This window comes from Paenibacillus sp. Leaf72, from assembly GCF_001422685.1.
Taxonomy (GTDB): Bacteria; Bacillota; Bacilli; order Paenibacillales; family Paenibacillaceae; genus Pristimantibacillus.
Genome location: NZ_LMLV01000012.1, coordinates 499353 through 525136, shown reverse-complemented (window position 1 = coordinate 525136; position 25784 = coordinate 499353). Strand labels below are relative to the sequence as shown.

General features: G+C 43.5%; 13 protein-coding genes. All 13 read right to left on the bottom strand.

The features are described from left to right. Positions 1–326: 326 nt before the first annotated feature. The 13 genes from ASF12_RS16980 to ASF12_RS16920 all read right to left on the bottom strand — a co-directional run bounded on the left by ASF12_RS16980 (position 327) and on the right by ASF12_RS16920 (position 25742). Positions 327–872, bottom strand: a complete 546-nt coding sequence (locus ASF12_RS16980) for a hypothetical protein (RefSeq protein WP_056036897.1) — start codon at positions 870–872, stop codon at positions 327–329. A gap of 561 nt (positions 873–1433) precedes the next feature. Continuing rightward, positions 1434–2162: a response regulator gene (locus tag ASF12_RS16975; protein ID WP_056036894.1), complete on the bottom strand. Its 729-nt coding sequence runs from the start codon at positions 2160–2162 to the stop codon at positions 1434–1436. 8 nt (positions 2163–2170) lie between these two features. Further along, positions 2171–3331, bottom strand: coding sequence for a sensor histidine kinase (locus ASF12_RS16970; protein ID WP_056036892.1), 1161 nt, complete (start codon positions 3329–3331; stop codon positions 2171–2173). Between the two features lie 204 nt (positions 3332–3535). Then, positions 3536–6247: a stalk domain-containing protein gene (locus ASF12_RS16965; protein ID WP_056036889.1), complete on the bottom strand. Its 2712-nt coding sequence runs from the start codon at positions 6245–6247 to the stop codon at positions 3536–3538. Between the two features lie 320 nt (positions 6248–6567). Next, the gene (locus ASF12_RS16960) at positions 6568–10926 is read right to left on the bottom strand and encodes an Ig-like domain-containing protein (RefSeq protein WP_056036886.1); all 4359 of its coding nucleotides are present in this window, start codon (positions 10924–10926) and stop codon (positions 6568–6570) included. A gap of 708 nt (positions 10927–11634) precedes the next feature. Continuing rightward, positions 11635–12837, bottom strand: a complete 1203-nt coding sequence (metK, locus tag ASF12_RS16955) for a methionine adenosyltransferase (protein WP_056036883.1) — start codon at positions 12835–12837, stop codon at positions 11635–11637. A gap of 271 nt (positions 12838–13108) precedes the next feature. Then, entirely contained in the window at positions 13109–13381 is a 273-nt protein-coding gene (locus ASF12_RS16950; RefSeq protein WP_056036882.1) for an alpha/beta-type small acid-soluble spore protein, read from the bottom strand. A 106-nt stretch (positions 13382–13487) separates the two neighbouring features. Then, on the bottom strand, positions 13488–13997 hold the full coding sequence (locus ASF12_RS16945; RefSeq protein ID WP_056036879.1) for a hypothetical protein: 510 nt from the start codon (positions 13995–13997) through the stop codon (positions 13488–13490). Positions 13998–14095: 98 nt separating this feature from the next. Then, positions 14096–16237, bottom strand: a complete 2142-nt coding sequence (locus tag ASF12_RS16940) for a hypothetical protein (protein WP_056036877.1) — start codon at positions 16235–16237, stop codon at positions 14096–14098. Between the two features lie 195 nt (positions 16238–16432). Continuing rightward, complete coding sequence (locus ASF12_RS16935) at positions 16433–19222, bottom strand: S-layer homology domain-containing protein (protein WP_056036874.1); 2790 nt, start codon at positions 19220–19222, stop codon at positions 16433–16435. Between the two features lie 530 nt (positions 19223–19752). Next, positions 19753–23424 (bottom strand): S-layer homology domain-containing protein, encoded by a 3672-nt coding sequence (locus ASF12_RS16930; RefSeq protein ID WP_056036871.1) that lies wholly within the window; start codon positions 23422–23424, stop codon positions 19753–19755. Positions 23425–23785: 361 nt separating this feature from the next. Beyond that, positions 23786–24928: a glycosyltransferase family 4 protein gene (locus ASF12_RS16925; RefSeq protein ID WP_056036868.1), complete on the bottom strand. Its 1143-nt coding sequence runs from the start codon at positions 24926–24928 to the stop codon at positions 23786–23788. A 103-nt stretch (positions 24929–25031) separates the two neighbouring features. Next, positions 25032–25742, bottom strand: coding sequence for a WecB/TagA/CpsF family glycosyltransferase (locus ASF12_RS16920; RefSeq protein ID WP_081418876.1), 711 nt, complete (start codon positions 25740–25742; stop codon positions 25032–25034). Positions 25743–25784 lie beyond the last annotated feature (42 nt).

The window sequence follows — 25784 nt, the reverse complement described above, 5'->3', positions numbered from 1 at the left end:
CCAGATATCCTCCTTTTCGATAGAAAACGCAAAAAAAGCACCCTTCAACAACGCCTAAGCGTTATCAAAGATGTGCTTCATCCCGATTTTCTAAAAACTGTTCTGCTTGCTGAGTTCCACTTACACCAATAGGAACATAGTCAAACAAGCTGCAGCTGTTATTTTATTGTTTTAACTATAATAGATTATACCGTTTTAATCAATGGCCTACTTCCTGCATTATTTCAATTCTAGTCTTGCTTTTGCTGCTTCTCTTCCTTCAATATTTGTTCTTCATCTCGCCCACTTTCACCTGCAGATTCCTCTTCTCTGGCCATCTTCATCACTCAAAAAGGAATCTTCCCTAAATCCTCTGGGTTATGCAAATCGATGACGACAGGACAGTCATTTTTGGTTATTACTCCATCAGCCTGAAGTCGCCATAGCAGGCTGGAAGCCCCTGTATCTGGTTTGTTTACATCCGGCTTGAATTGCTGCTGCGGCACACGTTCACTCAACTCTTGCTCTAGTCCGCCTTCGAATCTCCTGTCCCGCTCCAATTGCTTAGCCAACGGATGTGTTAACTCACTTTCTTCAAAACCATCTACATAGAGGTGAACTCCCCCAGCGGGACGGTTCAACCGCTCAATGATTTCGCGTGTCTGCTCACTGAGCCCGGCATCTACGACAGTCAGGTGAACATCCACTCCCATCCACCGTGAGAAGGAAAAAAAAGAGCGAATAATCCGTTCCATATTGGAATGCTGGCGGCTCGCAAGCAGCACATAATGTTTGGCGGAGCGCCGCCGCTGTCGTTTCAAGCGGTAAACTGCATGCACCATGAAGCCAGCCAGCACATAGCAGCCCACGACTAGCAAGAAAATTTTGATCATGGCACCGCACCTCCTGAAAATAATATAAGCCTTCTTTCCCTATCCAACTCCCAGACATTTCCCCATACATGCTTGGCCCTATTTTGCAGGCATCTCTTTTACCACAAGCTGCTCTTGCCATAAGTCCGAATTATTATCTGGCAGGTTTAAAGTATTCTACAGACGGTTTTACTGCTGCTCCCAACCTGTCTTGTTCTGCATTATATGCCTGCGGGCGCCCAGTGGTTCCTTCCTTAACGGACATGCATACAGCTATTGCCGAAAAAATAATGCCAGTTAAAGCTGCGACCTAAGCCCATCCTGTGCCTAGCTTTCTCTTCGTCATTTATCCGACTCATGCAATCAAATTTTGGAGTTCATCCTCTTTTTAGTACTATAGAGACAGCAAAAAAGAGCTTCCGCCATGTGAACATGGTTCAAGAAGCTCTTCATTTAATCATTCGATCTTAATCGTTTTTAGTTATTCTTCTATAAGAATGCTGCTGCTCGCTCATACAACCTAGTCCAATAGGCGTCCTATGCAGCACTATGTAGATTGTTTCAATTTCCCTGTCAGAAGAACTACAGCGTAACCCACCCAAACTTAATGGAGTTGATAACGGCTTGCGTGCGATCATCCACTTCCATTTTTTGCAAAATGCTGCTAACATGGTTTTTAACCGTTTTTTCGCTGATGAATAGAAATTCACCGATGAGCTTGTTACTTTTGCCCTCAGCCATCAGGCGCAATACTTCAGCCTCACGACGCGTTAATGGGTTGTCATCGCCAGCGACAAATTTCACGCCTGGCTCTTTCGCTGCTGCCGCGCCAGACACGACACCCATTTCATCCAAATACGTCATGCGACGCAGCTGGTTGATCAGCTTGCCTGTGACTTTAGGATGTATGTAAGCATGTCCGTTAACTACGGAGCGTATAGCATTAATGAGGGCCTCTGCCTCCATATCTTTCAGCAGGTAGCCAGTCGCTCCTTTGCGAAGCGTCTCGAACACATAACTTTCATCATCATGAATCGACAAAATGATAACCTTCACATCTGGGAAAATCGTCTTAAGCCTCTCGGTCGTTACGACCCCATTTTCAATCGGCATATTGATGTCCATCAGGACGATTTCTGGAATCGTATGATTGCAAAATTCGAGCACCTGAATACCGTCACCGCATTCGCCAATGACCTCCAGGTCCTCCTCCATATTCAAGATACGTTTCAATCCTTCACGAAAAAGCTGATGATCGTCAGCAAGCAAAATTTTAATTTTACGTTTATGATTAGGTGCGCTTTGGTTCATTCGTCATCTTACTCCTTTCTATTCTCCGCTGTAATAGGGATTTTAAATATAATCTTCGTGCCTTTTCCTAAATTTGAGTCTATATCCATCTTCCCTTCCAAGAGATCAATCCTTTCCTGCATGCCAACTAACCCAAAATGCGAGTTGTCTCCGTTATGCACCTGGATAAGCTCTTGTTGGAATCCACTACCATTGTCGAATACGGTGATTGTAACTGAATCTGAGGTATAAACCATGTCTAGAGTAACGTAAGAGGCATTAGCATGCTTAAGCGCATTGGAGTAGGCTTCTTGGACCAAACGGTAAATAGCAGCTTCCATGGCGGAAGGCATCCGTATCTCTCTGCCCGTAAGATCAAATACAGTATGTATTTTTGTTTTCTCTTCAAAGTCCTGTACAAATTTGCGCAGCGTGGGTACAAGTCCCAAATCATCAAGCGCCATTGGACGCAGATTAAAAATAATTTTGCGAATTTCCTCGAGTCCTAGACGAACCTGACCCTTTAAATCTACTAATTCGTCCTGTACTAGCTGAAATTCCTTCTTTAGAAACATTCTTTCTGCAATTTCCGTACGCATGACAATATTTGCAAGGGACTGCGCCGGTCCGTCATGGATCTCACGGGCTATACGCTTGCGCTCTTCCTCTTGGGCTAAAATAATCTTCAGGCCAATCAGCTGCCTTGTTTTAGCAGATTCTAAAATACGCGTGACCTGATTGAGGTCGCCCGACAAATATTCCAATACGACATTAATTTGGGAAGCGATCATCTCTGCACGCTCAATCGAGGATTCTACATTGCGCACGCGCTTTTGCAAATCATCGCGTCTCGATTTTAAATATGTTTCCTTCTCGCGGCAAACCATTAAATCCAGCTGGATCTGCGTCGCTTTCTCATACGCCGATTTAATATCCTCTTCCTTATATCTGACGAAATCACGGCTAACTTCCGTTAGACGGATTCTCGCCTGCCGATAATCCAGCTCAAGCTGATCGACTCTTTCAATCGTCTTTACCGTTTCCTGAATAACCACTTCGAGCTCCTGCTCAAGTGATTCCAATTCAGCGCGAGCAGCCTCGCAAATTTCAAAAATCTGAAATTTGCTGTCTTCCATGACCTGCGTCGCATTCGTAATAACACGGTTAATATCTAAAATATGTTGATCCATAAAAATTCGGCAACCTTTCCAATAGAAGGTTCTTTTAGACTATCATAACACAATTGCATAGTCCGCCGCCTCCTTGGCCTTGAACTCTAGCTGCCAGATGCTGCGGGAACGTGAGGGAATAGAGGTGAAATTACCCATTATATTCGGGCAAAACCTCCTATATTATCCGCTCTCGCTCCTGCAATCCCGGTTTAGGACTCTTCCCTAGTTAATGGTGATTTTCTTCGTGCTATTATCAAAGCCTACTTTAAGTCCCAGCTGCTCCGAAAATAGTCGAATAGGAATGAGCGTCCGATTGTTCCGCACAATAGGCGCAACCTCTGTCGTGGAACGCTTGCCATTCGCCACGATTTCTTTTTTACCAATAACCATCTCAAGCAAATGGGCGCCATCAAATACCGTCACCCGGTTCAGCTTATTGTCCCATTGCAGATTGGCTCCAAGCGCTTCAGATACAAAACGGATTGGAACGTAGGTTGTTCCCTTTAGCGTAATTGGCGTCACGTCGAGCGTTGTCGCCTTGCCTCCGATGGAAGCCGCTTTGCTGCCAATCGTCATGACAATGTTTTTCGCTTGAGAAGATACGGCTTCACCTGGATATTGCAGCTTCATATTGTCAATGCCAATCGTGCCGGTTGCCGCACGCTCATCTGCGCCCTCCGCGATTGTAACGACGTAGACCCGCTTCAGCTTGATCGGATATTTCATGCCATAAGACGACAAATCAGCCTTCACCGTCTTCCAGCCGCTCCAATTGAGCTGCTTCGCCACGTCTACCAGATGCGATTTGCCATCGGCATCGGTGAACTCCGCCCGCAGCCAGTTGAGGCTCTTATCGCTATAAACATCAAGCGTCATGGCAGTAGGCGAGCCTTCAATCGCTTTACCGGAAGTACCGTTAAACACAGCATAGACGGCCTTCGTCCCTGTTCCTGCGCTAAAATCATACGTAAGCTGCAAAGCTTTAGCTGATGTCTGGCCTGCCAGATCGCTAGTCAGCTTGACGCTGCCCTTAGTCGTCGCAGACGGAGTTAGCTGCGTCGAAATGCCATAGTTCACATTTTCAAAATCCTCAAGCGCCTTCTCCGAGCCTCCCTGCGTAAGCGGGAGCATCGTTGGATAGCCGTCATATCGACCGATGGCATAGCCTGTCGTTGTGCCCTCATTGACCGATTGCACGGTAAGCGTATCGCCCGATACTTTGCCAGTGAAGCCTACAAACTCCCATTTAAGCGAATCGCCGCTCAGCTTATAGCTTTTGCCGTTTTTCAAGGTCATTGTTAGGGGTACCGAAACGGTTGCTCCTTTGGAAAGCATGCCCGCTGCGCTATCAATTGTCATCGAAGCAATTTGATCCTGTCCGACAACATCTACCTTGTATGTAGCACTCGCCGAGCCCGATTTGACGCTAATGGTCGTGGAGCCTGCTTTTGTCGCCGTAAAGTCCGCGCCCTTAAATGTTCCAACCGATGAGGAGCTGCTCCATTTGGCATTGGTACCATCAACCGCTACCGGGTTGTAATACGTATCGTACCCTTTTACCGTAAAAGTCGCCTGCTGCCCAATCAGCAATACATTCGTGCCGCCTACTGTAATGCCCTTGACATCACCTTTAGGCGCCGTCGTAAATACGCCAATCCCACTCGCGACGCTGCGCATCGTCGTTCCATACGTCGTGGAATGAGCCGATTGCAGAGCAAACTGCCCAAGCGGGCGCTCGATCATCGTTGTTGAACCGCCGCCGTCCAAATTCATGCCTTTGTAGACGCCAAGCTTCACCATAATCTGCTGCAGCTCCGCCAAATTCACGCCCTTGCTGTCTCCGTACTGTTCGCTGGTAATCAGATATACCTTCGTACCGTCCTTGGAATAGCCTACGGCTGAACGGGAAAGGTATGCCGCTCCGCTAACACCTGTGATGCTGCGCGAGAATGCCGATGCTGCCCCATTATTAACCAGAATCGTATGCCCGCTAACCATCATTTCGAATTGATTCGGATCTACTTTGCTCCCAGTCGTTTGGGAAACTAACGAGTAGTCCGATTTCAGCTTGTCTCCGACCTTGATCTCGGCGCGGATGAATTTAGCTGCTGTACCGTTGGCACGTAAAATATATCCGTCTTTAGGCGCAGCCATCGTAAGTGCAGTTCCGTCGGAAATCTGCTCGACAACGCCATTGCGAACAAGCACTTCGGTCGGCAATGCAGCGGAATTTTTCGGACGCTCCGAGCCAGCCCACGCACTTGTATAGATATACATCGTGTTGGCGTGGCTGTAAGTAGAGTCTCCGCTCTCCGGCGTATAAGACGACTGGTTAATGCCTGAAAGGGTGAAAGTCGCTCCACTTGCAGACGTAACCGTTCCGCTGAAGCTGTAGCTGTCGATTTTCGGCTGACGGTCCTTCGTAACTCCAAAAGCATACATGCCCTTAATTTGCATTGGCGTCGTCATGAGCGTTCCGCTAGTAATCTGCGATCCCATCGGCGAGCCTTCGCCCGTTGTCACATAGACGTCGCCGTTAATGCCAGCTACCGCTCCACTTGTTTTCGCCATATTCAAAATCGTATCGCGATCGCCAATCGTATTGTTTTTGCCGCTCAGCGCATTCAATTGCACATATTTATTCGTGAGATCCACTTCAATGACATGGACGTTCGCTTGCGCCGTTTTGCCGCTGCGTGTTGTCGTCCAAAGATAATCGATTCGTTTGGCGCCTGATGTCACGTAGGACTGCTGCAGCTCTTTAAGCGTTCCGCTGCTCGCAGCTGCGGCCGTTTCTATTTTTATCATCTTCCAGCTTGCCGGGGCAAGCTCTGAAATTGGATGCAGGAGCAACGCTCCTCCGATTATAACAATAGCTACCTTTTTGCCTATTCCGCGGTTACCTTGGTCGTATCCTCTTACTAACTTGCGCATTATTTTTGCAACTCTCCCATCTCAGGCTCGCTCCATCCTTGTCGAAAATATGAAAAAGGGATGACAGCAGCAGCCTAATCTACTAAGCCTATTAAATATAGACTATAAAGAGGTGCAAAAAGTTCCGCTAATCTTCCGATTTTTGCGAATTTTGTCGTATGGCAACAGCGTTCGTCTCTGATCCTGCTTCTTGCTGTGAGCGCCTGTCGCTGCGGCATCAGTCCTCTCTCAAGCGAATGAAATTCCAAATTTGTAAGAGGTTATTAAAAAAAGCCCCGTACAACCTTTATGCAAGGTGTCCCGGGGCTGGTACCAATTTACTACGTGTTTAGAAATTGAATATGCTCTAACAAGCGCTTGATCATGACGACTGCTTCTGCCCGGGTTGCATTCGTCAAAGGACTAAAGGTTTTAGTCGTTTTACCGCCAATTACGCCGGTATAAATCGCTTTTGCCGCATCCGTACGCGCCCATGAGCTGATGCTGTTGCGATCAGTAAATGGCTGCAAATACGTAGAGGCTGAAGATGGCAGTTGAATGGTGGCGCCAGCTGCACTTGCTGCGCGCGTCATCATTGCCGACATCTCCTGGCGTTGAATATATTTATCTGCTTTGAATGTTCCGTCCGTATAGCCAAGCACGATGCCTGCTTCCGATGCTGCTCCAATGTAGGCGGCAAGCTCAGTGCCTATATTAACGTCCGAATATTTGGCCGCTGCTGCCTTATTGCCTGAAAGCCCTAGTCCCTTCGCAATATAAGTTGCGAACTCACCGCGGGTAATAGGCTTGTCTGGAACGAACTGGTTGCCTGTGCGCGCTGCAACAATATTTTTGTTGGCAAGCGACTGCGCCGTTGGGCCAGCCCAATGACTACTAATATCAATAAGGCTGACAGAATTGCTAACTAATGCAAAAGCGCCGATGCTTTTACTTCTAAAAGTAGCAACCGTCTTGTTATTCAACGTGGAAAATATCGTCGGTACGTAGGTCAATGCACCCGCAACAGGGTCAACCCGCACGATTGCTGTATTTTTTCTCGTCACAGCCAACGATGTATCTACACTTAAAGTCGCATAGCTGTTAAGCTCTGTAATCTCGCTTTTTATTGTACCACTAACTGCATAGAGCTGAAAATGAACAATTCCCGATAAGAGTGAGATCGTTGATAGATTCAGCCTATTCGTCAATGCCGATGTAAGCGATGTGGTGCCAAGCTCAAGCTCAATTAGTAGCTCGCCCGTTGTTCCGACAGAGCTTGTAAGCTTGGAATAATTCAAGGCACCGAGCGGAATTTCATACGATGCGCCATTGTATTTTACAACAAAAAACGGATTCGTATTGATAGAACTCGCATTGAGCAGCGTAGACAGTGGTACAGCTACGACAGCCGCATTTTCAGAATTCGGAATTTCTACAATAATTCGCGACTTCGTAAGGCCGGCCGTTCTTGCCGCCTGATAGGCAGGAGCTAGTTTTTCCGCTGAAATGGAATATTTCACTGACGATCTGCCTGAAGCGGTCTGATACGACGTCTTTGTAAAAGCACCGCTTGTCATGAGAACACCGCCATCGGACGATTGGGTGAACTCTCCTGGAATCAAATCAATGATTGACGAGCTGTTCGTGACAGACTGGCTCAAAATGTTCTCAATGATTTTGCCCGATGAAGTACGAAGCGTCGTTCCTGAAGCATAATAGCTAAAGGTCACCGAACTCGTCGAAGCAATCGCCGTTGCGAGCGTAAGCGTAACTGTAGAACCGCTAATCGATACGCCTGTAACCGAAGCCGTCGAGCTGCCCGCCATAACGGAAAATTGCGTTGTATAGGGCACGTAGGAGCTATTCATCGTTTCTCCAAATGTAAGCACAAGCGAATTTCCTTTAATGACTGCTGAGTAAAGCGAGCTATTTGCAGATCCCATAGATGCTTTTTGAGTCGAAAAGCTTGCTGCCGCATTTCCGGCCAGATCCACCACTCTTGGTGAAGACATATTATACGATACATAAATCGTATCGCTTGAGCTAATGGCCGAGCTTAGTGTAAGCAGTACTTGGCTGCCGGACACCGATATTTGCACAATCGAACGAAGGCTTCCATTCACGCTGACTGTATAGCTGCTTACAGGCGGAATAGCGCTCGTGCTCAGCGTCTCGTTATAACTAAGCGTAATGATGCTGCCATTTGCATATACACCTTGCAGCGTTGGAGCTGTTACATCAACCGTATTCGTAATGTAGTAGCTGCTAAAAGCGGCCACATTGGCTCCATCCGTACTTTTAAGCGGATAGCTGCCTGGTGTGTAAGAGACGTAAACGGACTGATTGGCGATCGTCGCATTTACACTCATCGTGACAACCGAGCCATTGATACTAATAGCCGTCGGTGTATAGGAGGCACCACCAATATTGACGCGGAATTGCTGATACGCCAAATTATTGACGGAAGCCAACGCTTTATTGAATGTGAGCGTTACAACGCTGCCTGTTGCCGTTCCGCTGGAAAGCGTTGGCGCTGTAGCATCAACTGCAAATGCCACGTCCTGATTCGCAATGCTTAGCGCTTGATTGCCAACGAGATCCTGTATACCCCCAGTTGTCGTCGTAGGCTTGGAATAGGAAAGCTTGACCGTCTGAATATTAACGAGCGTCCCTGCTAACGTCAGCGTAACGGTACTTCCCGATACAGCAGCCGACAGCAATTCACGCCGCTCGCCATTAACCGTAATATAGAAGCTGCTTAAGGCCGGGACAGAGCTTGCTTTAAGATCCTCGTTAAAGGTCATGACGATAGTTGAGCCTTTGACTTCCATCTTGCTAACAGCAGGAGGCGTCGTATCAATACCTATTGTTTTAAAAGCCCATTGATAAGCATTCTGAATACCTAGGAATGCATTATCCGACAAATCATAGATTGCCGTTGGGCTAATCTCGATATAATAATTTGTGTTCGGAGCCATCGTTGTACCTGTTGGAAGCGTGATGACTAGTTGACGGCTGTTGTTTGGATCAATGTAGAAATTAGCCGGAATGTCGACTACGCCAGTCGCCGGAGTGACCGGTCTAATCGTAATCGTACCCGTGCCTTTTACAATAGTCTCGCTGAAAATAGCGGAGAAATACGCATCTGTCAGTACATTTTGCGTATTATTAACGGCATTTTGTGACTCAATCGTTGGCCTTACGGTATCTTGAGTTACCCGGAACGTCCAGTTGTTCGCTAAAAGTCCGGCGAAATAGTTCCCCGCGGCATCACGGAAAGCACTGCTCCCAATAACCACATAATACTGCGAATTGTTAATAAAGGTCTTATTCGGGTTAATCGTAATTTTGCTCGTTCCGCCACCCGTTACATAGCTTGAGGTCACGGGAATAGTGGCAAAAATGGTATTGTTCGAGTTGCGAATTTCTATATTGCCTGCGCTCGGATAAACCGGCTCCGTAAAGTTTATTTCAATGCTGGAGTTAAGCGTTCCGATTGCTGCCGTGTGGGCAGGATAAGTACTCTGAATCCGTGGTGGATCAGTCTCGTCACCAGGACTCGTCGTAAAGCTCCACGTAGCAGCATTGGATATACCTTGGAACCAGTCCCCAGTCGTACTGTCTGCGAAGGCTCCTGCATCGATTAATATATAATAGCGGGTATTTGCGAGCAGCTTCGGAGGCGTAAAGGTAACGGTATTTCCGCTAACGCTGACACGGGACGTATCTGTAGCCTGATAGCGATCCGCATAATTATCATTTACGCGCACGAGACTTATGTATTTCCCAGCATTCGCTTTCACATTTTTATCAAAGCTCATGCTGAAAGAACTGCTTACTCCGACAGAAGTGGCGGAATTTCCAGGGGTTAAGCCGGTTGCATTAACTGGCGCTGGCGCAGTTGTAAAACGCCATGTCGTTCCGGCATAGCGATTGCCCGAGCTGTCTTGAATAACATGACTAGGAATCGTAATTGTATAGGTCGTATTCGGATAGAGCGCTTCAGAAGGTTTAATCGTCAGAGTGGAAGTGCCACTGCCCACTACCTGAGCGGAATTGACCGCTATTTCTCTAGAGTCATAAGCTGTTGCGCTTGGAGCAGATACCAGCGTAATCGCCCCATATGTCGTATATACATTTTCATTAAATGGGATCGTTATTGTAGTTGTAATGAGCGCCCCGCCCGATTCAGGAGCGGGCGACACCGCAGACCGTAAGTCTGGAGGTGTACTGTCAACCTGACTTACTGTTCTGAAATTCCAATCCGCAGCATTGGAAATGCCGCTAAAATTCGCACCATTGGATGCATTTACAAATGCGCCCTGGTCAATGAATACATAATATTCGGTGCCTACAGCAAAAGAAGTACTTGGCTGTATCGTAACCGTTCTACCGGTAGCATCAATGGCAACTCGATTACTTGTCGCAACATTAAACGTCTCAAATTGAGTATTATTCGAATAATTGTAGATCGTAATTGAAGCAGGTCCTGTTCCTTTTACTACACTTTCATCAAAAGTAAAGGAAAGAGGCGCACCGAGTCCGACATTTCCAAAAGTATTAGCTGGTGATTTGCTTGTAATAATAGGACCGTTGACTGCCGCATACACTTCGTTGGTCAAAAGGCTGCTACTTGGCGGCAATGCAATTTGTAGCAAGAGTACGAATACTAGAAGAATACTAATTTTGTAACGACTCATTTCATTCACTCCCCAAAAATTTACACTCGTACCTTATTTGTCGGCTTCTGAGTGCCAAAAATGTAGGTTTTCCGGATAATTTCCAATGAATAAAATATTATCTACTATCTTTTTGGCTATAAAATAAAAAGACGCTACGATCTCCCGTAACGTCCCCTACATTATGGATTTAATTTTCATCCTTCCAAAAGCATGTTTCTCTTATGGATTTAGAGCAGTCAGATTGTTAAATCTTGCTGTAACAAAGCTGCCATCCTGCGTTGATAATTGACGAACAAAAGCAGTCACAATTAAATCGTTGCCATCCCAATAAATAAATTGCATGTAATCCAAAGCAAAATATGAATTGAGATCGCCAACTACAGGATTAGGAATACTGTAAGAGGCGATTACTAAATTTTGAAGGTTCCTTATCTCAATTATTTTGTTATTTAAAATCGAAAGCTTATACAACTTGCCATATACGATTTTATATTAATTAGCCAAGAAGTTTAAACCATATTATATCACCTTATCAAGGGCTTTTTGGAATCAAAAAGGAATAATGTTTCATGAATTACTTATCATTTGAATCGAAAAGCACTATTTCCATATAAAAACACCCCTTGAATAAATTGAGCCGCTCGTAGGCTTCCCAATTATTATTCAAGGGGTGTTCATTTCTTAAACTATATCATTACAGTATCATAATCGCATCAAAATTGGCTATTAAGCCAAAGCATCTGCTTTCAGCTTATCCGCTTTGTCAACGCGTTCCCAAGGAAGATCCACATCTGTACGGCCGAAGTGACCATAAGCAGCTGTTTGACGGTAGATTGGGCGACGCAGATCAAGCATTTTAATAATGCCTGCAGGACGAAGGTCAAAGTTGTTGCTGATAACTTCAACCAGCTTCTCTTCATCCACTTTACCTGTTCCGTATGTGTCTACACTGATAGAAACCGGATTTGCCACGCCAATAGCGTAAGCAAGCTGAATTTCACATTTATCAGCTAGTCCAGCTGCAACAATGTTTTTAGCTACATAACGGGCTGCATACGCCGCAGAACGGTCAACTTTTGTAGGATCCTTACCGGAGAATGCGCCGCCGCCGTGACGTGCGTAACCACCGTACGTATCAACGATAATTTTGCGGCCAGTAAGACCCGCATCACCTTGAGGACCACCAATAACGAAACGGCCTGTCGGGTTAATGTAGTATTTTGTTTCAGCGTCCAGCCACTCAACTGGCACAACTGGTTTAATAACGTGCTCAAGAATATCGCTTTGAATTTGCTCTAGGCTAATTTCCTCAGCATGCTGTGTAGATACAACAATTGCATCAACACGTACCGGCTTACCATCGACATACTCGATTGTAACTTGAGTTTTGCCATCAGGACGAAGATATTCAAGCGTACCGTTTTTACGCACTTCAGACAAGCGACGTGCAATACGGTGCGATAGCGCGATCGGAAGAGGCATAAGCTCTGGTGTCTCGTTGGTTGCAAAACCAAACATCAAGCCTTGGTCACCAGCACCAATATCTTCGTTCTCTTGTTGAATATCTTTGCCATCACGTGTTTCAAGGGCAGCATTAACACCTTGAGCAATATCAGCAGACTGCTCATTAAGCGAAGTCAGAACCGCACAAGTGCTGGAATCGAAACCAAACTTAGCTCTAGTGTACCCAATTTCTTTAATTGTACGACGTGCGATAGCCGAAATATCGACATAGTCCGCACGGCTGCTAATTTCACCAATAACGAGAACAAGTCCTGTCGCTACAGATACTTCACACGCTACACGCGCATAAGGATCTGACTCCAGGAATGCATCCAATACTGCATCGGAAATTTGGTCACAAATCTTATCGGGATGACCTTCCGTTACTGATTCTGATGTAAACAAATGACGACCTTTAATTGACACCCGTATCAACCTCCTACAGCTTTAATATAAATAAGTTCAGAACTTATAAACAAAAAACGAACCTTTTCCTTATGGAAAAGGCTGTTTTACAACTCTCTAATAAAGTATGTTACCGAAAATGTCGCTTCCTGTCAATGGATACTATCCCGATAAGAATTAATTTTCAGTAAAGGTTAAGGTGAAACGGCTGTCTCCCTCCTCTGGCGGCGTGGCGCGTTTCAGTCCGAGAAATATAGAGAATGGATGGCTAAATCATATCCTTTCCTATATTTTAAATATAACCGTTTAAAACGGACTCTGCTTGCGCTACAAGGCGTTTCGTCATTTCCCCGCCAACGGAACCGGCTTGTCTTGTCGAAAGCTGTGACCAATGGACTGAACCAGTAGTTTGTGGTACTGATCCCAGTTCACCCGCAAACTCCGTATCATCACCGTTTGACTGGGAATGATAGGAGTATAGTCCAAATTCTTCAGCGATTTCATATTTCATTTGCTGAAGAGCTGCTTTACTAAGTGGAACGGCTACTTTATTAGAACGACTCATAATAAGAACACCTCACTGTTGGATGATGGGAGCATGCTCTTATTTTAACCTCCGGACATTTGTTCAAGCGTATAATCTATTGTCAACTTACACAAATTATACTAACTCAGTTAACGGATTGCAGCTTGTATCCACCACGAACTAATACCGTTAATGATTTAGTGTAACCTGCCGCAGCCGTAACTCCCCTGCCCGAGCGAGGCATTAGTAAAAGATGGTTGCTGGCTACGGAATTACCTTTAACCAGATCCTTGCCATCTGTTATATCCACAATACCACTGCTATCTGAGCTGTAGGCTACTGCTTTGCCTACACGAAGAATGATTTCTGTTCCTTCATCACCAAGCAGCACTTTGCCACTAGGCACACTAACGACTTGCAGTGAAGCCTGAGCGTTGGACGTGCCAGTTGAGCCAGTACCCGCTCCGCTGCTGCCACCAGATACTTTAGCAAGCTGCTCATCTAAATAACTTTTTGTAATAACAGGATCGTCAATAGAGCCTGGAGTTGTTGATACGCCATCTGCTTCGATTGCTTTCGGATTGAGAATGCCAATACCGAAACCTACCAATAGGAGTGCTGCACCAATAGCCACTTTCATTGTCGTTTTCTTCAACTCTATTACTCCTCTCAGAAAAAAAATCAGGTATCCTATTAAGATACCTGATTTTTAAAAAATTAACTACAAAATTTTAAAAACACTATACGAACCAACTATTCCTTATTAATTGGATCAGCCCAGTTCAAGTATGCCGACCATTTAATATTTTTCGATACTAGCTTCGTTTTATATCCATTAATCTCCTCATAGATATTTAACTGAATCGTTCTTGCAACTAGTTTATCGGTTACACTTTGAACAATGTTGGTGTAATTACTACCAACTTTCCAAACGTATTGTCCTGCTGTACCTGCTGTACCTTCCAACTCAAATGGAGAATTAATCATAGATAGATTTGTTGATTGATCCTCGATGGCGAAAGTAAATTTCTTAGCACTAAAGCCTTCATAACTAAGGTCTTTCGAAACTTGACCAGAGAAATCAACATCAATTTTGTCATCATTCAAATAAGTAATAATATTATCCATATTAATGGTATAAGGGCCTACTTGAACTTTGCTAAAATCAGAAGTTACCGTTTGGTTATACTCTGGCAAAGCATAACTCACAGGATTTACAAAACCTATAATCTCAGCATCATCTTTTTTTACAATACCTTGTGCATTAAAAGCAGTACCCATTACTACCGTTACCCCAGCTAATTCCAGCTGTTTTGGGACCTCAGCAGTTACGATAATTTGCTCTTTCTTACCTGGATTAATCAAATTGCTTGTTTTCAGTAATTTTATATCGTATTTATCTCCATCAGCTGTCTTCAAATAACCAACTAGCTTAGTAGTAGCAAGTGCGCGAGCCTGTTTATTTGTAACATCCATATAAATTGCATAAAGATTGTTAGAAGTTCCTTCTAGTAGTTGTGTCTTCATTACATTTACTGTGAAATTCTCACCGATATCGTTGACATTGTTTTCACTGCCCAGAGCGATAGCTTTAGGTATGATAGCCGCTGGTGTTTTTAAAGCAGCCAATTCTGTCTGCGATTCACCGGACTTCTCAAATAGCTTGAGTTTCAAATCAGCTAACGATGTAGTTGTAGGAACTGCGCCCGTATAATAAATCGTAACAGAGCTCTTAGCTGGAATAGCTACAGGGTTTGTGAAGGGAATGATCGTTGTTTTCACAGCTGCATTATCTCCAAGATAAAATGAACCCTCAATTGCTGGGATAGGAGCTGTTTTGGAACTTGTGTTTGTAATAACAAGCTTTCCGATCAGACTGTCTTCACCGCCCCATGTATTTCTTTGAATAGAAGCAACATTCATTTTGTAAGTATAATCGTCTTTAATATATTCATAAGTTGTTGCTGTTGTTGTATTTGCTGTTTTCAGATTATACCCTATTTTAGAAACAGGCAAAGATAAGGTCGACGCCCCTTCTCCTGAGCCAGAGCTAATACCTTGTGTAATAACTAGCTTTTGTCCTTTAGTAGAAACAGATTTAGGAAGGGTGATGCTTAATTTAATTGTTTCAAGAATTTTAGGACGCAATACAATCGCTTCTGCTGTACCAGAGGTAGTCGAAGTGACTTTCATCTTGTACATGCCTCCAGCTGCCGACTGAGCTAGAAATTGCAAGTTAGCAAGTGACAGCTCAGAACTGCTCGTATTGCGCATAGCCAATTCAATATTAACCGTATTATTATCTGTGCTTGTCGACATGGTAGATTTGGTGATTCTAATATTTACAGGAGTGCTATTCAACTTCACAGAGGTATAGCCACCTGCTTTAACATCCGTAGAATAATCTGCTGGAAACTTAAACTGCCCTATTGTCTTCTCATAACCAGCGACACTGAAATCAAACTTTACGACTTTAAAAATGAGCTTAGGCAAAGTTATGCTTGATGGCAACTCGCTATAAAAAGTTAATGTTACATTCGAATTAGCTTGAACGGTTTTCTTCGTTTTATCACTGTCCAGCATATACAAAGTATATTTAGTTCCACTAGTAGAGGCTAAACGGAACCAATAGTCTTGAAGGTTAATTGCCTTGCTTCCTCCGTTATAAAGTGTGATCGTAAAGCTGGCTGTTTTACCTTTGCTTGTAGCAAGGATATCTGCACTATCCAGCTTCACATAAGAGTTACTGTTTATGTACACAGGTTTAATACTGCTCGCCGTAGAGGCCGCCTCACTCGTAGCTGGCAACGTAGGAAATAGCAGAGCTACAACTAACAACATGGCTACATAAATACGCCATTTCAATTTCGAGCTTCCTGAAACAACCGTCTGCATTAAAATATCACTCCACATCTTTTTTTATATAGACGTTCATACCCAACAAAAAGTTTCGCTGTAATGCCGAGCAATTCACCCCTTCAAAACATTTTTTTCTACTCTAATTATAACAAACTTTTATGAATCAAGTGTGAACACAAAAAAAAGAAACCGATGAGAAGATCTCATCGGTTTCCTTGTGTTAACCTGAAATTACTTCAGTTTAACAAGAACGATTGCCTTAGCAAGTGTGTACGAACCATAGTTATCGTCACCTACTACTGCAAGAGCATATTTGCTAAGGTCTGTTTCACCAGCATAAGCTGTTACATCAGCAAAGATACCATTTGTAGTCAAAGTGTTGTTAGTTTTGTCATACACATAAACTGCAGTTGTGCTGTTCACATAGTACTTAGTTGCAGAACCAGCCAGTTTCAATGTGGAATCTGAAAGACTAGTAGCAGCTTGATCAACCAAATCAATGTGTTGAGTTGCAGTAAATACTTGCAATGTGTCATAACCAGTGCTTGCTTCTTTGTAGTCAGAAGGAGCAGTAGCATAACCAGTATCAGTAGATTTCAAGAAAGTATCTGTCAAAGCAACAAGCGTTCTGGAATCAGCATTGTATACTGAACCAGCTACAGAAGGATTAGTCGCTTTGATTTGATCAAAGATTTTTTTACCTTCGGAACCAGTAAGTGCATGAGTTTCATCAGTGCCTTTAACGTTGATAGTTACAGAGTAATCATCACCATTCTGAGAAGCACTTACGAACAAACCGTATTTAGCTTCTTTTGCAGAAGATGCAGATTTTTGAGTAATAACAACGTATTTAGCAAATGCAGAAGGACCATCTGTGATTACAGTTACTTTATTACCAACAGTCAAGTTAGCCAAAGTGCTTGTAGAAATTTCACGATCACCAGGAGCCTTAGCAACAGCTTTAGTTGCATCAAGAACTACAGTATTAGCGTTAATTTCGTAAGTTTTAGTGCGTCCATTCTCGATGATTTTCAACGATGTGTCTGTTTTAGCATCGATTTCCGCAAGAGTAGTCAACGGAGTTGGAGCAAGTTGATCATTTTTAACACCATTGATGCTGTTGTCAGTATTTTTCAATACCCACTCAACAAAGATAGGTGCAGCTACGATATTAAATGCAGCTGTAGCAGATGTATTTTCTACATCGTCACCAGTTTTGATAGTAGTAATTGCATTACCACGAACATCACCAGCAATAGCAAAAGTGTCCTTGTTCAAAGATACTTCAAGCGCTTTATTTTCTTTGATCGAGTAATATTTCAAAACGTCTTTAGTAGAAGAGAACGCACCGCTGGAAGTAACGTTGTTGTCAGCGTTCAGAACGATAGCATACTTCAGTTCCGATGTACCACCAGTCAACAATTCAGCGCCAGCAACTTTACCGTCTTTGTTCAAGAACAGTTTGTACGAAGCATCTACTGTCAGAGCTTTGCTACCAGTAAGAGCGCCAGTAACCACTGTGTAAGTTTTACCGTCTACAGTGTAAACAGCAGTACCATCAGCTTGAGTGCTCTTAGCTGTTACTTTACCTTCAACAACATTGCGAGTTGCAGTGATCTTAACTGCTGCTCTATCTTTGTTATACACAATGTCAAGAACATCGTTTTTCACAAGATCAGTTGCAGCTTTAGCTTCACCATTAATAGTGATAGAAGTTGCATCGTCAACCGTTACGGAAACGTTCGATTGAGTCAGAACACGAGCTTTAGCAGTTGTTGTAGCAGCTACGTAAGAGTCGAACAATGCATCAGCTGCATTAGCTTTCGAAACAACTACTGCACGTACTTTACCAACACGGCTAGGATTTGCTTCTCTGTTTTCTTTTGTATTGTCATACAAGAATACAGAAACATCAGAATCCTTTTTCAATGGGAAATCGGAAGCAACAGCAGAATCACTGTTTAGGTAGTATACAGATCCACCAACAGTATCATACTTAGTTACAGCAGTTCCGATTTTAACTTCAACTTGCAGAGCATTGTTGAAATCTACGTTCAATTTACCAGTAACAACGTTATCTTCTTTTTGGTTATCAGTGATAGCACGAACTTTACCATCAGCATCAGCCAGAACAGTAACGTTATGAGCCAATAGATCAGACAGTTTTTTACCACCAGTGATAATGAAGTTAGAAGACAGTGTTTTTGGAACACCATTCAAAACTACTTTACCGTTAGTGTCAAGAACTGCAGAAGAAATCACTTGATTAGAAGTTGTTCCCAGACGAGAGATCAAGATAAGCGCATTGCCATCACGGTCTGTAGCATTGCTGTACAGTTTGGAATCAGCATTCCATTCTACAATGTTCTCACCAAGAGCGTTGCTAACTTGTTGAGCAACAACGCCACGAGTAGCTGAAGTACCAAGAGCAAGATCAACTTTCTTGAAGATCCCTACTTCTTCAGCTTTCAAAGTAACATTGTAAGGCCACGCACCAGTCAGGTTAGAATCTTGGTATCCCAGAGCACGGATAACGATTGCAGCAACTTCTTCGAACTTGATGTTAGCGTTCGGACGGAAGTTTTTAGTACCTTTGTCACCAAGCAGCAAGCCTTTGCCAGCAGCTACGTTGATGTAACCAGTGTACCATTCGTTTGTTTTAACGTCTTTAAACTGGGATTTAACGTTTTGCAGAGCAGTAGCAGCTTGCTCACTACCTGTTGCAATAACGATAATTTTAGCAAGCTCAGCACGAGTAATGTTGTTACCTGGCTTAAAAGTACCGTCAGTATAACCATTGATAATTCCAAGAGCTACAAGCTCCTCAATTGCACTTTGTTCTTTCACGCCTGCTACGTCAGTTGGAGTTGCAGCAAATGCTGGAACTGTTACGGCCATAGCAAGGGAGAGAGATAGCACGGATGCCAATAAACTTTTCTTCATAACCTTTTTTTCTCCTCCTCTAAATTGCTTCGGTTGTTGAGAGTTTTCTTTAAAAAATGAATTGCTCGTTTCCCTCATGTGTGTGTCACCCCCTTCCCAGAGTTGAGCAGTATTTAGTATAAATAATGTCTGTCGCCATGTTTAACCCTATGTAATAACATGTCGCAGAAACTCGTAAACACGCAGAAAATTGCTAGACCTTTATACCACTATAACATTATACAATGGCATACCCTTATCGTAAAGAGAAAGTTGAGAATTCATTCCAACTAACTCTGATATTAGGCAAGTCTAAAGAGTGATTTTTTTGGCGATTGATGTAACACCACTTAATTAGACGCACAGGCTTCAAAAAAGTTGCGCCCACCGAAAAATAATTTCAAAAAAGTTTTACCCTCGTTATGTAGCATCGAAACAACTGCATGCGATCTTCAAAAAAACGGTCGCTCTGGTTCTAAATGCACTTCTATGTTTGAATACTTGTTTAGTATAGCTTGGCTTCCTGCATTACGTCGATGCAAAAGATTTTCCATGGATAATCTTACGCATTTTCAAGATATAGAAAGGGCTAGCCGATGGCCAACCCCCTAACCTTTTCTAAATCAGTCTTATAGCAGTTTGTTCTTACGCATTACTCGTTCTGCAATGATTGAAGCATCCGCACGGTTTAGATTAGCTTTCGGATCAAAACGATACGTAGCTTTTCCTGTTCCTGAAGTTGTATTTGGCAAGCCTTCCAGGAATTTAGCCTTCACGACAGCAAGGATGGAGCTTAATGCATAGCCATCCATCGAGCTTGCATCGGTGAATGACTTTTGGAGAGCTGCACGATCCTTCACCTGATCTTCTTTGCCATCCTTGACTAGGTTAGCTGCGCGAGCAATCATTACAGCTGCTTCCTCACGCGTCAAAGCCTCATTTGGAAGGAATTGTCTTGGTCCTTTACCTCTAATAATACCTTTACGTACAGCTGTTTCAATATAGCGATAGTCCCACAGCTCGCTGATTCCTAGTATAGGCACAACGTCATCAAAGGTCATGTCATTAGGGTTATAGTCAAGCGGGATTTGAAACATTTTCACCAAAAGTTGGGCAAACTCACCGCGGCTAATATTATCATAAACGCCGAATTCGTTATTGCTTTTAGGATTCATGACCCCACGGGAGAACATAAGCTCAAGTGAGTTGCGTGCATACGCATGGCCAATCATATCACTATAGCTATAACGCATTTGCATGACCACATAATAACCAAAACCATTAATTGGAGCTGTAATGGTCTTGCTTCCTGTATTCACTTTTCCACCAATATTGGTCCATTTACCATCATAGTAGCGCCATATACTTAACGTATTCGCTACAGTGTTCCTTATTTGAGAATCATATTTAATTGTAATACTGCCATAGTTAGTTGTTTCCAACCATTTATCTAATGTTCTTTGATAAAATTCTTGACCTTCTAAATAAGGATGCTGTCCTTGCGTAAACGTATATTCTGTATTTATAAATCCACTAACGTAACCTGCATCAAGCCAAAACAGATTGGATGCAAAACCAAAATGAGAATTAGGGCGCAACCTTGCTACAGCATTATCATTAGTAGGTATATCTAATATAGTACCATCTTGAGCGACTATCGGAGTTGAACTAGTATATTTCCCGACTGGATTGTAAAACTTCAATGTTCTACCATCTGTCCGATCTGCGATCCCAAACAAGATTTGCTGGGAGTCAAACATATCAATTGTTTTGACATCACTGCCGGGGGTCTGATTAGCCGGGCGTAAAAATGTGTTTTTAGGAAAATTCAGTACTAATTCATTTTTAAACGCACTAGCTTTACCTGCTTTTGTAATTACGGTTTTGTATTGCGCACCAATGGAGTTATCTGCTGCATAATTGACTGAGAATTCACCATTAAGCTTCTCACTGCCTCTATAAACTGTAAATTTAATTTTATTTGTACCCGCTTTGAGACCCTTTTGCTCATAGCGGAAAATATCATCTACAGCGCTTTTGTTCATATCTACTTTGCCAATTACTACTCGATCAGCGCCTTCTGCAAGGATACTGACATTAATGAAGTTCTGATTAATAACAGCTTCCTCAGGCAATTTTGGAGACAGTATCTCATAAGCAGGCAGTTCACGTGTAATTGTAATAGTCTGGCTTACACTCTCCGTACCAACCTGTGAAATTACGGTAATACTCTTCGAACCAGTAACGGGAAGTTCTACTCCAAATAAGCGAAGGGAGTAAAAGCGTCCTGTAATATTTGTTGTAGGTTCAAAAAATAGTTTATTATCATCGATTGTCATAACACCAGTCGCGCTATCGACTGAAGCCGTTGTATACAATTGTCCGTCTACATTAATAATAAGATTTGCGAGATTCGTTACATTGAATAGTAAGTCTGCTTGTCTCAAGGTTGTTGTATAAGCGTTAGCTGTTGTGCCAGCAACAAATCTTTTATCTGTGTCAGAATCATAGCGCTGACCAGCAGGATTTGTTTTAGGACTAGTTGTAAAAGGTACCGGGATAATCTTCGTTACTTGTGGACGTTTATCCGAAAAACGATAGATTGTGAACGTCGTAGCAACCGAAACTCCATTTGCACGCCCTGCCAATTCAATGACGTTGCTTCCATAAACCAAACTATTAGCAGTGAGTGGGATTTCGAACTCACCAGTGCTATCGGTGACATACCCAGCTGCAAACGTTGTTGTAACACCATTAAGTGTATAAGTAAGGGTAGGCTTATCTGCTGGCAGCTTGAAGTTCAAAAGTTTACCCTTCAAAGCCAGTAACGGAGCATCGTCATAATAGATGGCACCATTAAATGTGTTCGTAACCTGAATCGATGATATCGGATTATAAGTAAACTTTCTGGTTACCGTATCATTACCGAAAGCGTTGCTGACTTTAAAAGTCAGTTCAATATCACCTTGAGGTAATGCATTGATTTTAAAGACACGCTGTTTGGAATCCGCTGTTCTATAAATCGAGTAATCAAATGTTGAACTGTTAACTGCCGCTCCATTCACCTTTGCTGTAAGGGTAGCTGTACCCCCAGCACCTAAATCGAATTGGCCAGCATCAATCGCAAGCCATAAAGGAAGCTGGCTTACGGAACTATTATCAACAAAATTAGTTTGGGCCCCAGCAGTAACAGCAGAATCAATTGCCGGGCTAGTAGGTGTGATCTCATAATATTGCTTAATTGCCGTAATATACGGTGTGCTAGCATTCCGCACTGTAAATGGCATTGGGAAATTCGCCGTCAGACCATTGTATGGCGTACTTTTAACGTAAAGTGTATACTTTCCATTCGTTCCCGTACTAAATGTTCCTGTAGACTGGAAAGAAAATTGCGTAAAATCAGTACTTGTTGATTCTTTTGTAACCGTGGTGGTAAGTGTATTTTCCAAAACACCAGCTTCATTATAAAGCTCTAACGTAACGGTAGGATCAGCAATCGTCGTTGTAGGTGTTTTGAACAATATCTTACCGCTAATTGTATTGGCAGAGATTTGTGCAATAACAGGATTGCCATCAAGCAAAGTATTAGACGGTGAAGCTACTACATTAAAGGGGGTAGCTGTGTTGGCTGGAAAATAAACAACCTGGCGTTCAAGCGTAAAGCTTTTATCACCATTTTTAGAGACAATAGTAAGATAATTCAAACCTGCCTGCATGGTAAGCGAAGACATTACAAATGTACCTGCGCCACCATTAAACATGGCAACACCATTGATCAATACATCAGTAGCATTACTAGCTTTTACAGTAAAAGAAGTATTAGCATTTGTAACGATAACAGGCTGTCCTTCTAAAAGAGCAGTACCATTGCCAAGCTGAACGCTAGTAATGACAGGAACGTTGCCATAAGTAACATAGCTTGTTCCTTCAACTACACTGCCGCTAGTGCCGGTGCTCGTACCCATAACTGTAATTTTGTTAAGTCCATCATAAAGCTGTACCCCTGCGAATAAGAAGGTATTGCCGATAATGGATGGGGTAAGCGCGCCGTTTGAAGAGGCTACAACCGAACCATTCACCAATCGCTCTACTTTAAACGTAATGGAGTTTGGCGATACATCCGCAAATGAACCGCGCAGGTTAACCGTGTTTGTATTTACAATAGTCGGGCTTGACTCAATTGTACTAAAGTCAGTGAACTGGAAATACAATGACGCAGCTTTCGCCGGTTGGAGCGGAGCCAACGTTACAATCAAAGCAATTGATAAAAATAAGCTTAACATTTGTTTCCACTTTCTCATCACACTGGTTCCTCCTTATATGCATTGCTTTTGAACAAATATCTCAATAGCCGATACCTGTTCGTCATAAAAATGGTTTATGATCTTGCTGTATAGACAAACGTTGATATCGTACAAAAGAGCTTATCATTCTCTATTCTATAAACTTTCCTCCTTCTCCCTCTTGAGTGAATGTTTGCCATTGATTGTTACAATTAGACGCAAAGACCCAAGAAAAGTTCCGTACTGTTGTTATCGGTTATTCCGGCCTATATTTTTAGTCTATTTGGGAAAGTTACGCAAAAAAAGCTCCACAGCCTTTGCAAAGGCTGTGGAGCTTCGTCATAAAATCCTATTAATAAATAATAGCGGGAATCCGAAATTATTTCGAACGCGATTGCGCATCTACCTTTGTCCGCAGCAGCACGCGATTAAAGAAGTTAATTACCGGGCGGCGCGTCTTGTCAACGATACCAATAAGTTCGGCGCCAATTTGCAGGCTGAACATCAGCAAACAAATGACGGAGAACGTAACCCAATTCGCTGCGGTAGACTGTATGACAGTAGATTGCAAAATCGCAAACCCTCCGAATATCGCCGCCACACCCCAGATAATCAGAACGGTACGGCGATGGCTAAAGCCAAGCTCCTGCAAGCAATGATGCAAGTGCCCTTTATCCGGCGCGAAAATCGGGCGCTTATTCACCCAGCGGCGGACGATCGCAAAAAAGGTATCCGAAAGCGGAACGCCAATAATCAGCAACGGTGTAACGAACGAAACAATCGTAACCTGCTTAAAGCCAATCATGGACAATGTGGCAAGGCTGAATCCAAGGAACAGCGAGCCTGAGTCGCCCATAAAAATTTTCGCAGGATGAAAGTTGAAGAATAAAAATCCGACGATGCCGCCGAGCAGCAAGCTGCAGAGCAGAATAATGGGGATATTGCCCATAATAATCGCCATGATCAAAATAGTAGAGATCGCGATGCCAGAAACACCAGCCGCGAGCCCATCCAAGCCATCAATCAAATTAATTGCATTGGTCACGCCAACAATCCAGAGAATCGTAATCGGAACAGCGATCCAGCCTGCAATCGGCTGCATAGCATCTCCGAACGGAATGTTAACCAGATCGATCTTAATCCCAAAGCCAAATACGACGACGCTTGCCGCAGCCAGCTGGCCCAGCAGCTTCACTTTGGCGGACAGCTCAAAACGGTCATCCAAGGCGCCTATTAAAATAATAATCGTGCCGCCTACAAGCAGCGCTTTAATCATATTCATATTTGCAGCTGTCAGCATTCCATCAGGAATGAACGGGAAAAGCAATAAAAAACCTGCAACAAATGCAGCATAAATTGCCAAACCACCCATGCGTGGCATAATGCGGGTATGAACCTTCCGATGATTCGGCTTATCAATCGCACCGACGAAAAAAGCGAATTTCTTTACAAGCGGTGTCATGACAAGCGCTAACGTCAGAGCAAGAATAAAACCAATCGAATACAATAAGCCTTCTGGCATGTAATGCAGCTCCCCTTTTGTTTCTACCGAAGTGAATTATACTCCGATCGAAAAAGAAACTCCAATCCCGTTTTCATTCAATTTCAACGGTTTTCACGAGTTTTTACGATAATGGCCCAGGTTTTGTAACGTTTTCTTTGTCGCGCATCACTTTCACAACGAATTTCGGCAAAACGAGCATTCTTGGCAGTCTTTTTGGCTCCTGGAGCAAGCGATAAAACCACTCTAAGCGCAGCTTTTGAAAAATTATCGGCGCGCGCTTCAGCTTGCCCGCAATAATATCGAAGCTGCCGCCAATGCCCATAATATAAGGGACGCCCAGCTGATGCTTATACTTCGCAATCCAAGGCTCCTGCGTTTCGGCTCCCCTGGCAACGAGCAAAATATGCGGAGCTGCCTGGCGAATTGCCTCCACAACTTCCTGATCCTGATCGGGACCAAAAAATCCGTTGCGGTATCCAACAATTCGCACCTGTGGATATTGGAGTTGCAGCTTTTCGGCAGCCGCTTCAATAACCTCCTGGGATGTTCCGAGCAGATAAGCCGTCCATTTGCGCTGCTCGCCTTCGCGCATTAAACGGTGCATCAGGTCAAAGCCGGCAACTCGCTCGGCTACAGGCGTGCCCACATAATTGGCGGCCCATACAACGCCTGCGCCGTCAGGAACAATAAGCTCTGCCTTCGTCATCATCCGGTAATAATCAGGACTCTCCAGAGCAGACATCACCATAATCGGATTAGCTGTAATGACATGCGTTTGACGCTTCTCCTCAATTGCTTTCACTAAGTAGCTGACCGTCTCATCCATTGTCATTTTAGAGAAGGGTATGCCGTAAATAGATACGGTTGGAACATG

Bases quoted from the DNA above. Each gene is read 5' to 3' on its own strand.
- ASF12_RS16935 (WP_056036874.1), bottom strand. From the start codon at position 19,222: ATGAGGGAAACGAGCAATTCATTTTTTAAAGAAAACTCTCAACAACCG.
- ASF12_RS16950 (WP_056036882.1), bottom strand. From the start codon at position 13,381: ATGAGTCGTTCTAATAAAGTAGCCGTTCCACTTAGTAAAGCAGCTCTT.
- ASF12_RS16960 (WP_056036886.1), bottom strand. From the start codon at position 10,926: ATGAGTCGTTACAAAATTAGTATTCTTCTAGTATTCGTACTCTTGCTA.
- ASF12_RS16980 (WP_056036897.1), bottom strand. From the start codon at position 872: ATGATCAAAATTTTCTTGCTAGTCGTGGGCTGCTATGTGCTGGCTGGC.
- ASF12_RS16930 (WP_056036871.1), bottom strand. From the start codon at position 23,424: ATGAGAAAGTGGAAACAAATGTTAAGCTTATTTTTATCAATTGCTTTG.
- ASF12_RS16925 (WP_056036868.1), bottom strand. From the start codon at position 24,928: ATGCCAGAAGGCTTATTGTATTCGATTGGTTTTATTCTTGCTCTGACG.
- ASF12_RS16975 (WP_056036894.1), bottom strand. From the start codon at position 2,162: ATGAACCAAAGCGCACCTAATCATAAACGTAAAATTAAAATTTTGCTT.
- ASF12_RS16965 (WP_056036889.1), bottom strand. From the start codon at position 6,247: ATGCGCAAGTTAGTAAGAGGATACGACCAAGGTAACCGCGGAATAGGC.
- ASF12_RS16920 (WP_081418876.1), bottom strand. From the start codon at position 25,742: ATGACAATGGATGAGACGGTCAGCTACTTAGTGAAAGCAATTGAGGAG.
- ASF12_RS16970 (WP_056036892.1), bottom strand. From the start codon at position 3,331: ATGGATCAACATATTTTAGATATTAACCGTGTTATTACGAATGCGACG.
- ASF12_RS16940 (WP_056036877.1), bottom strand. From the start codon at position 16,237: ATGCAGACGGTTGTTTCAGGAAGCTCGAAATTGAAATGGCGTATTTAT.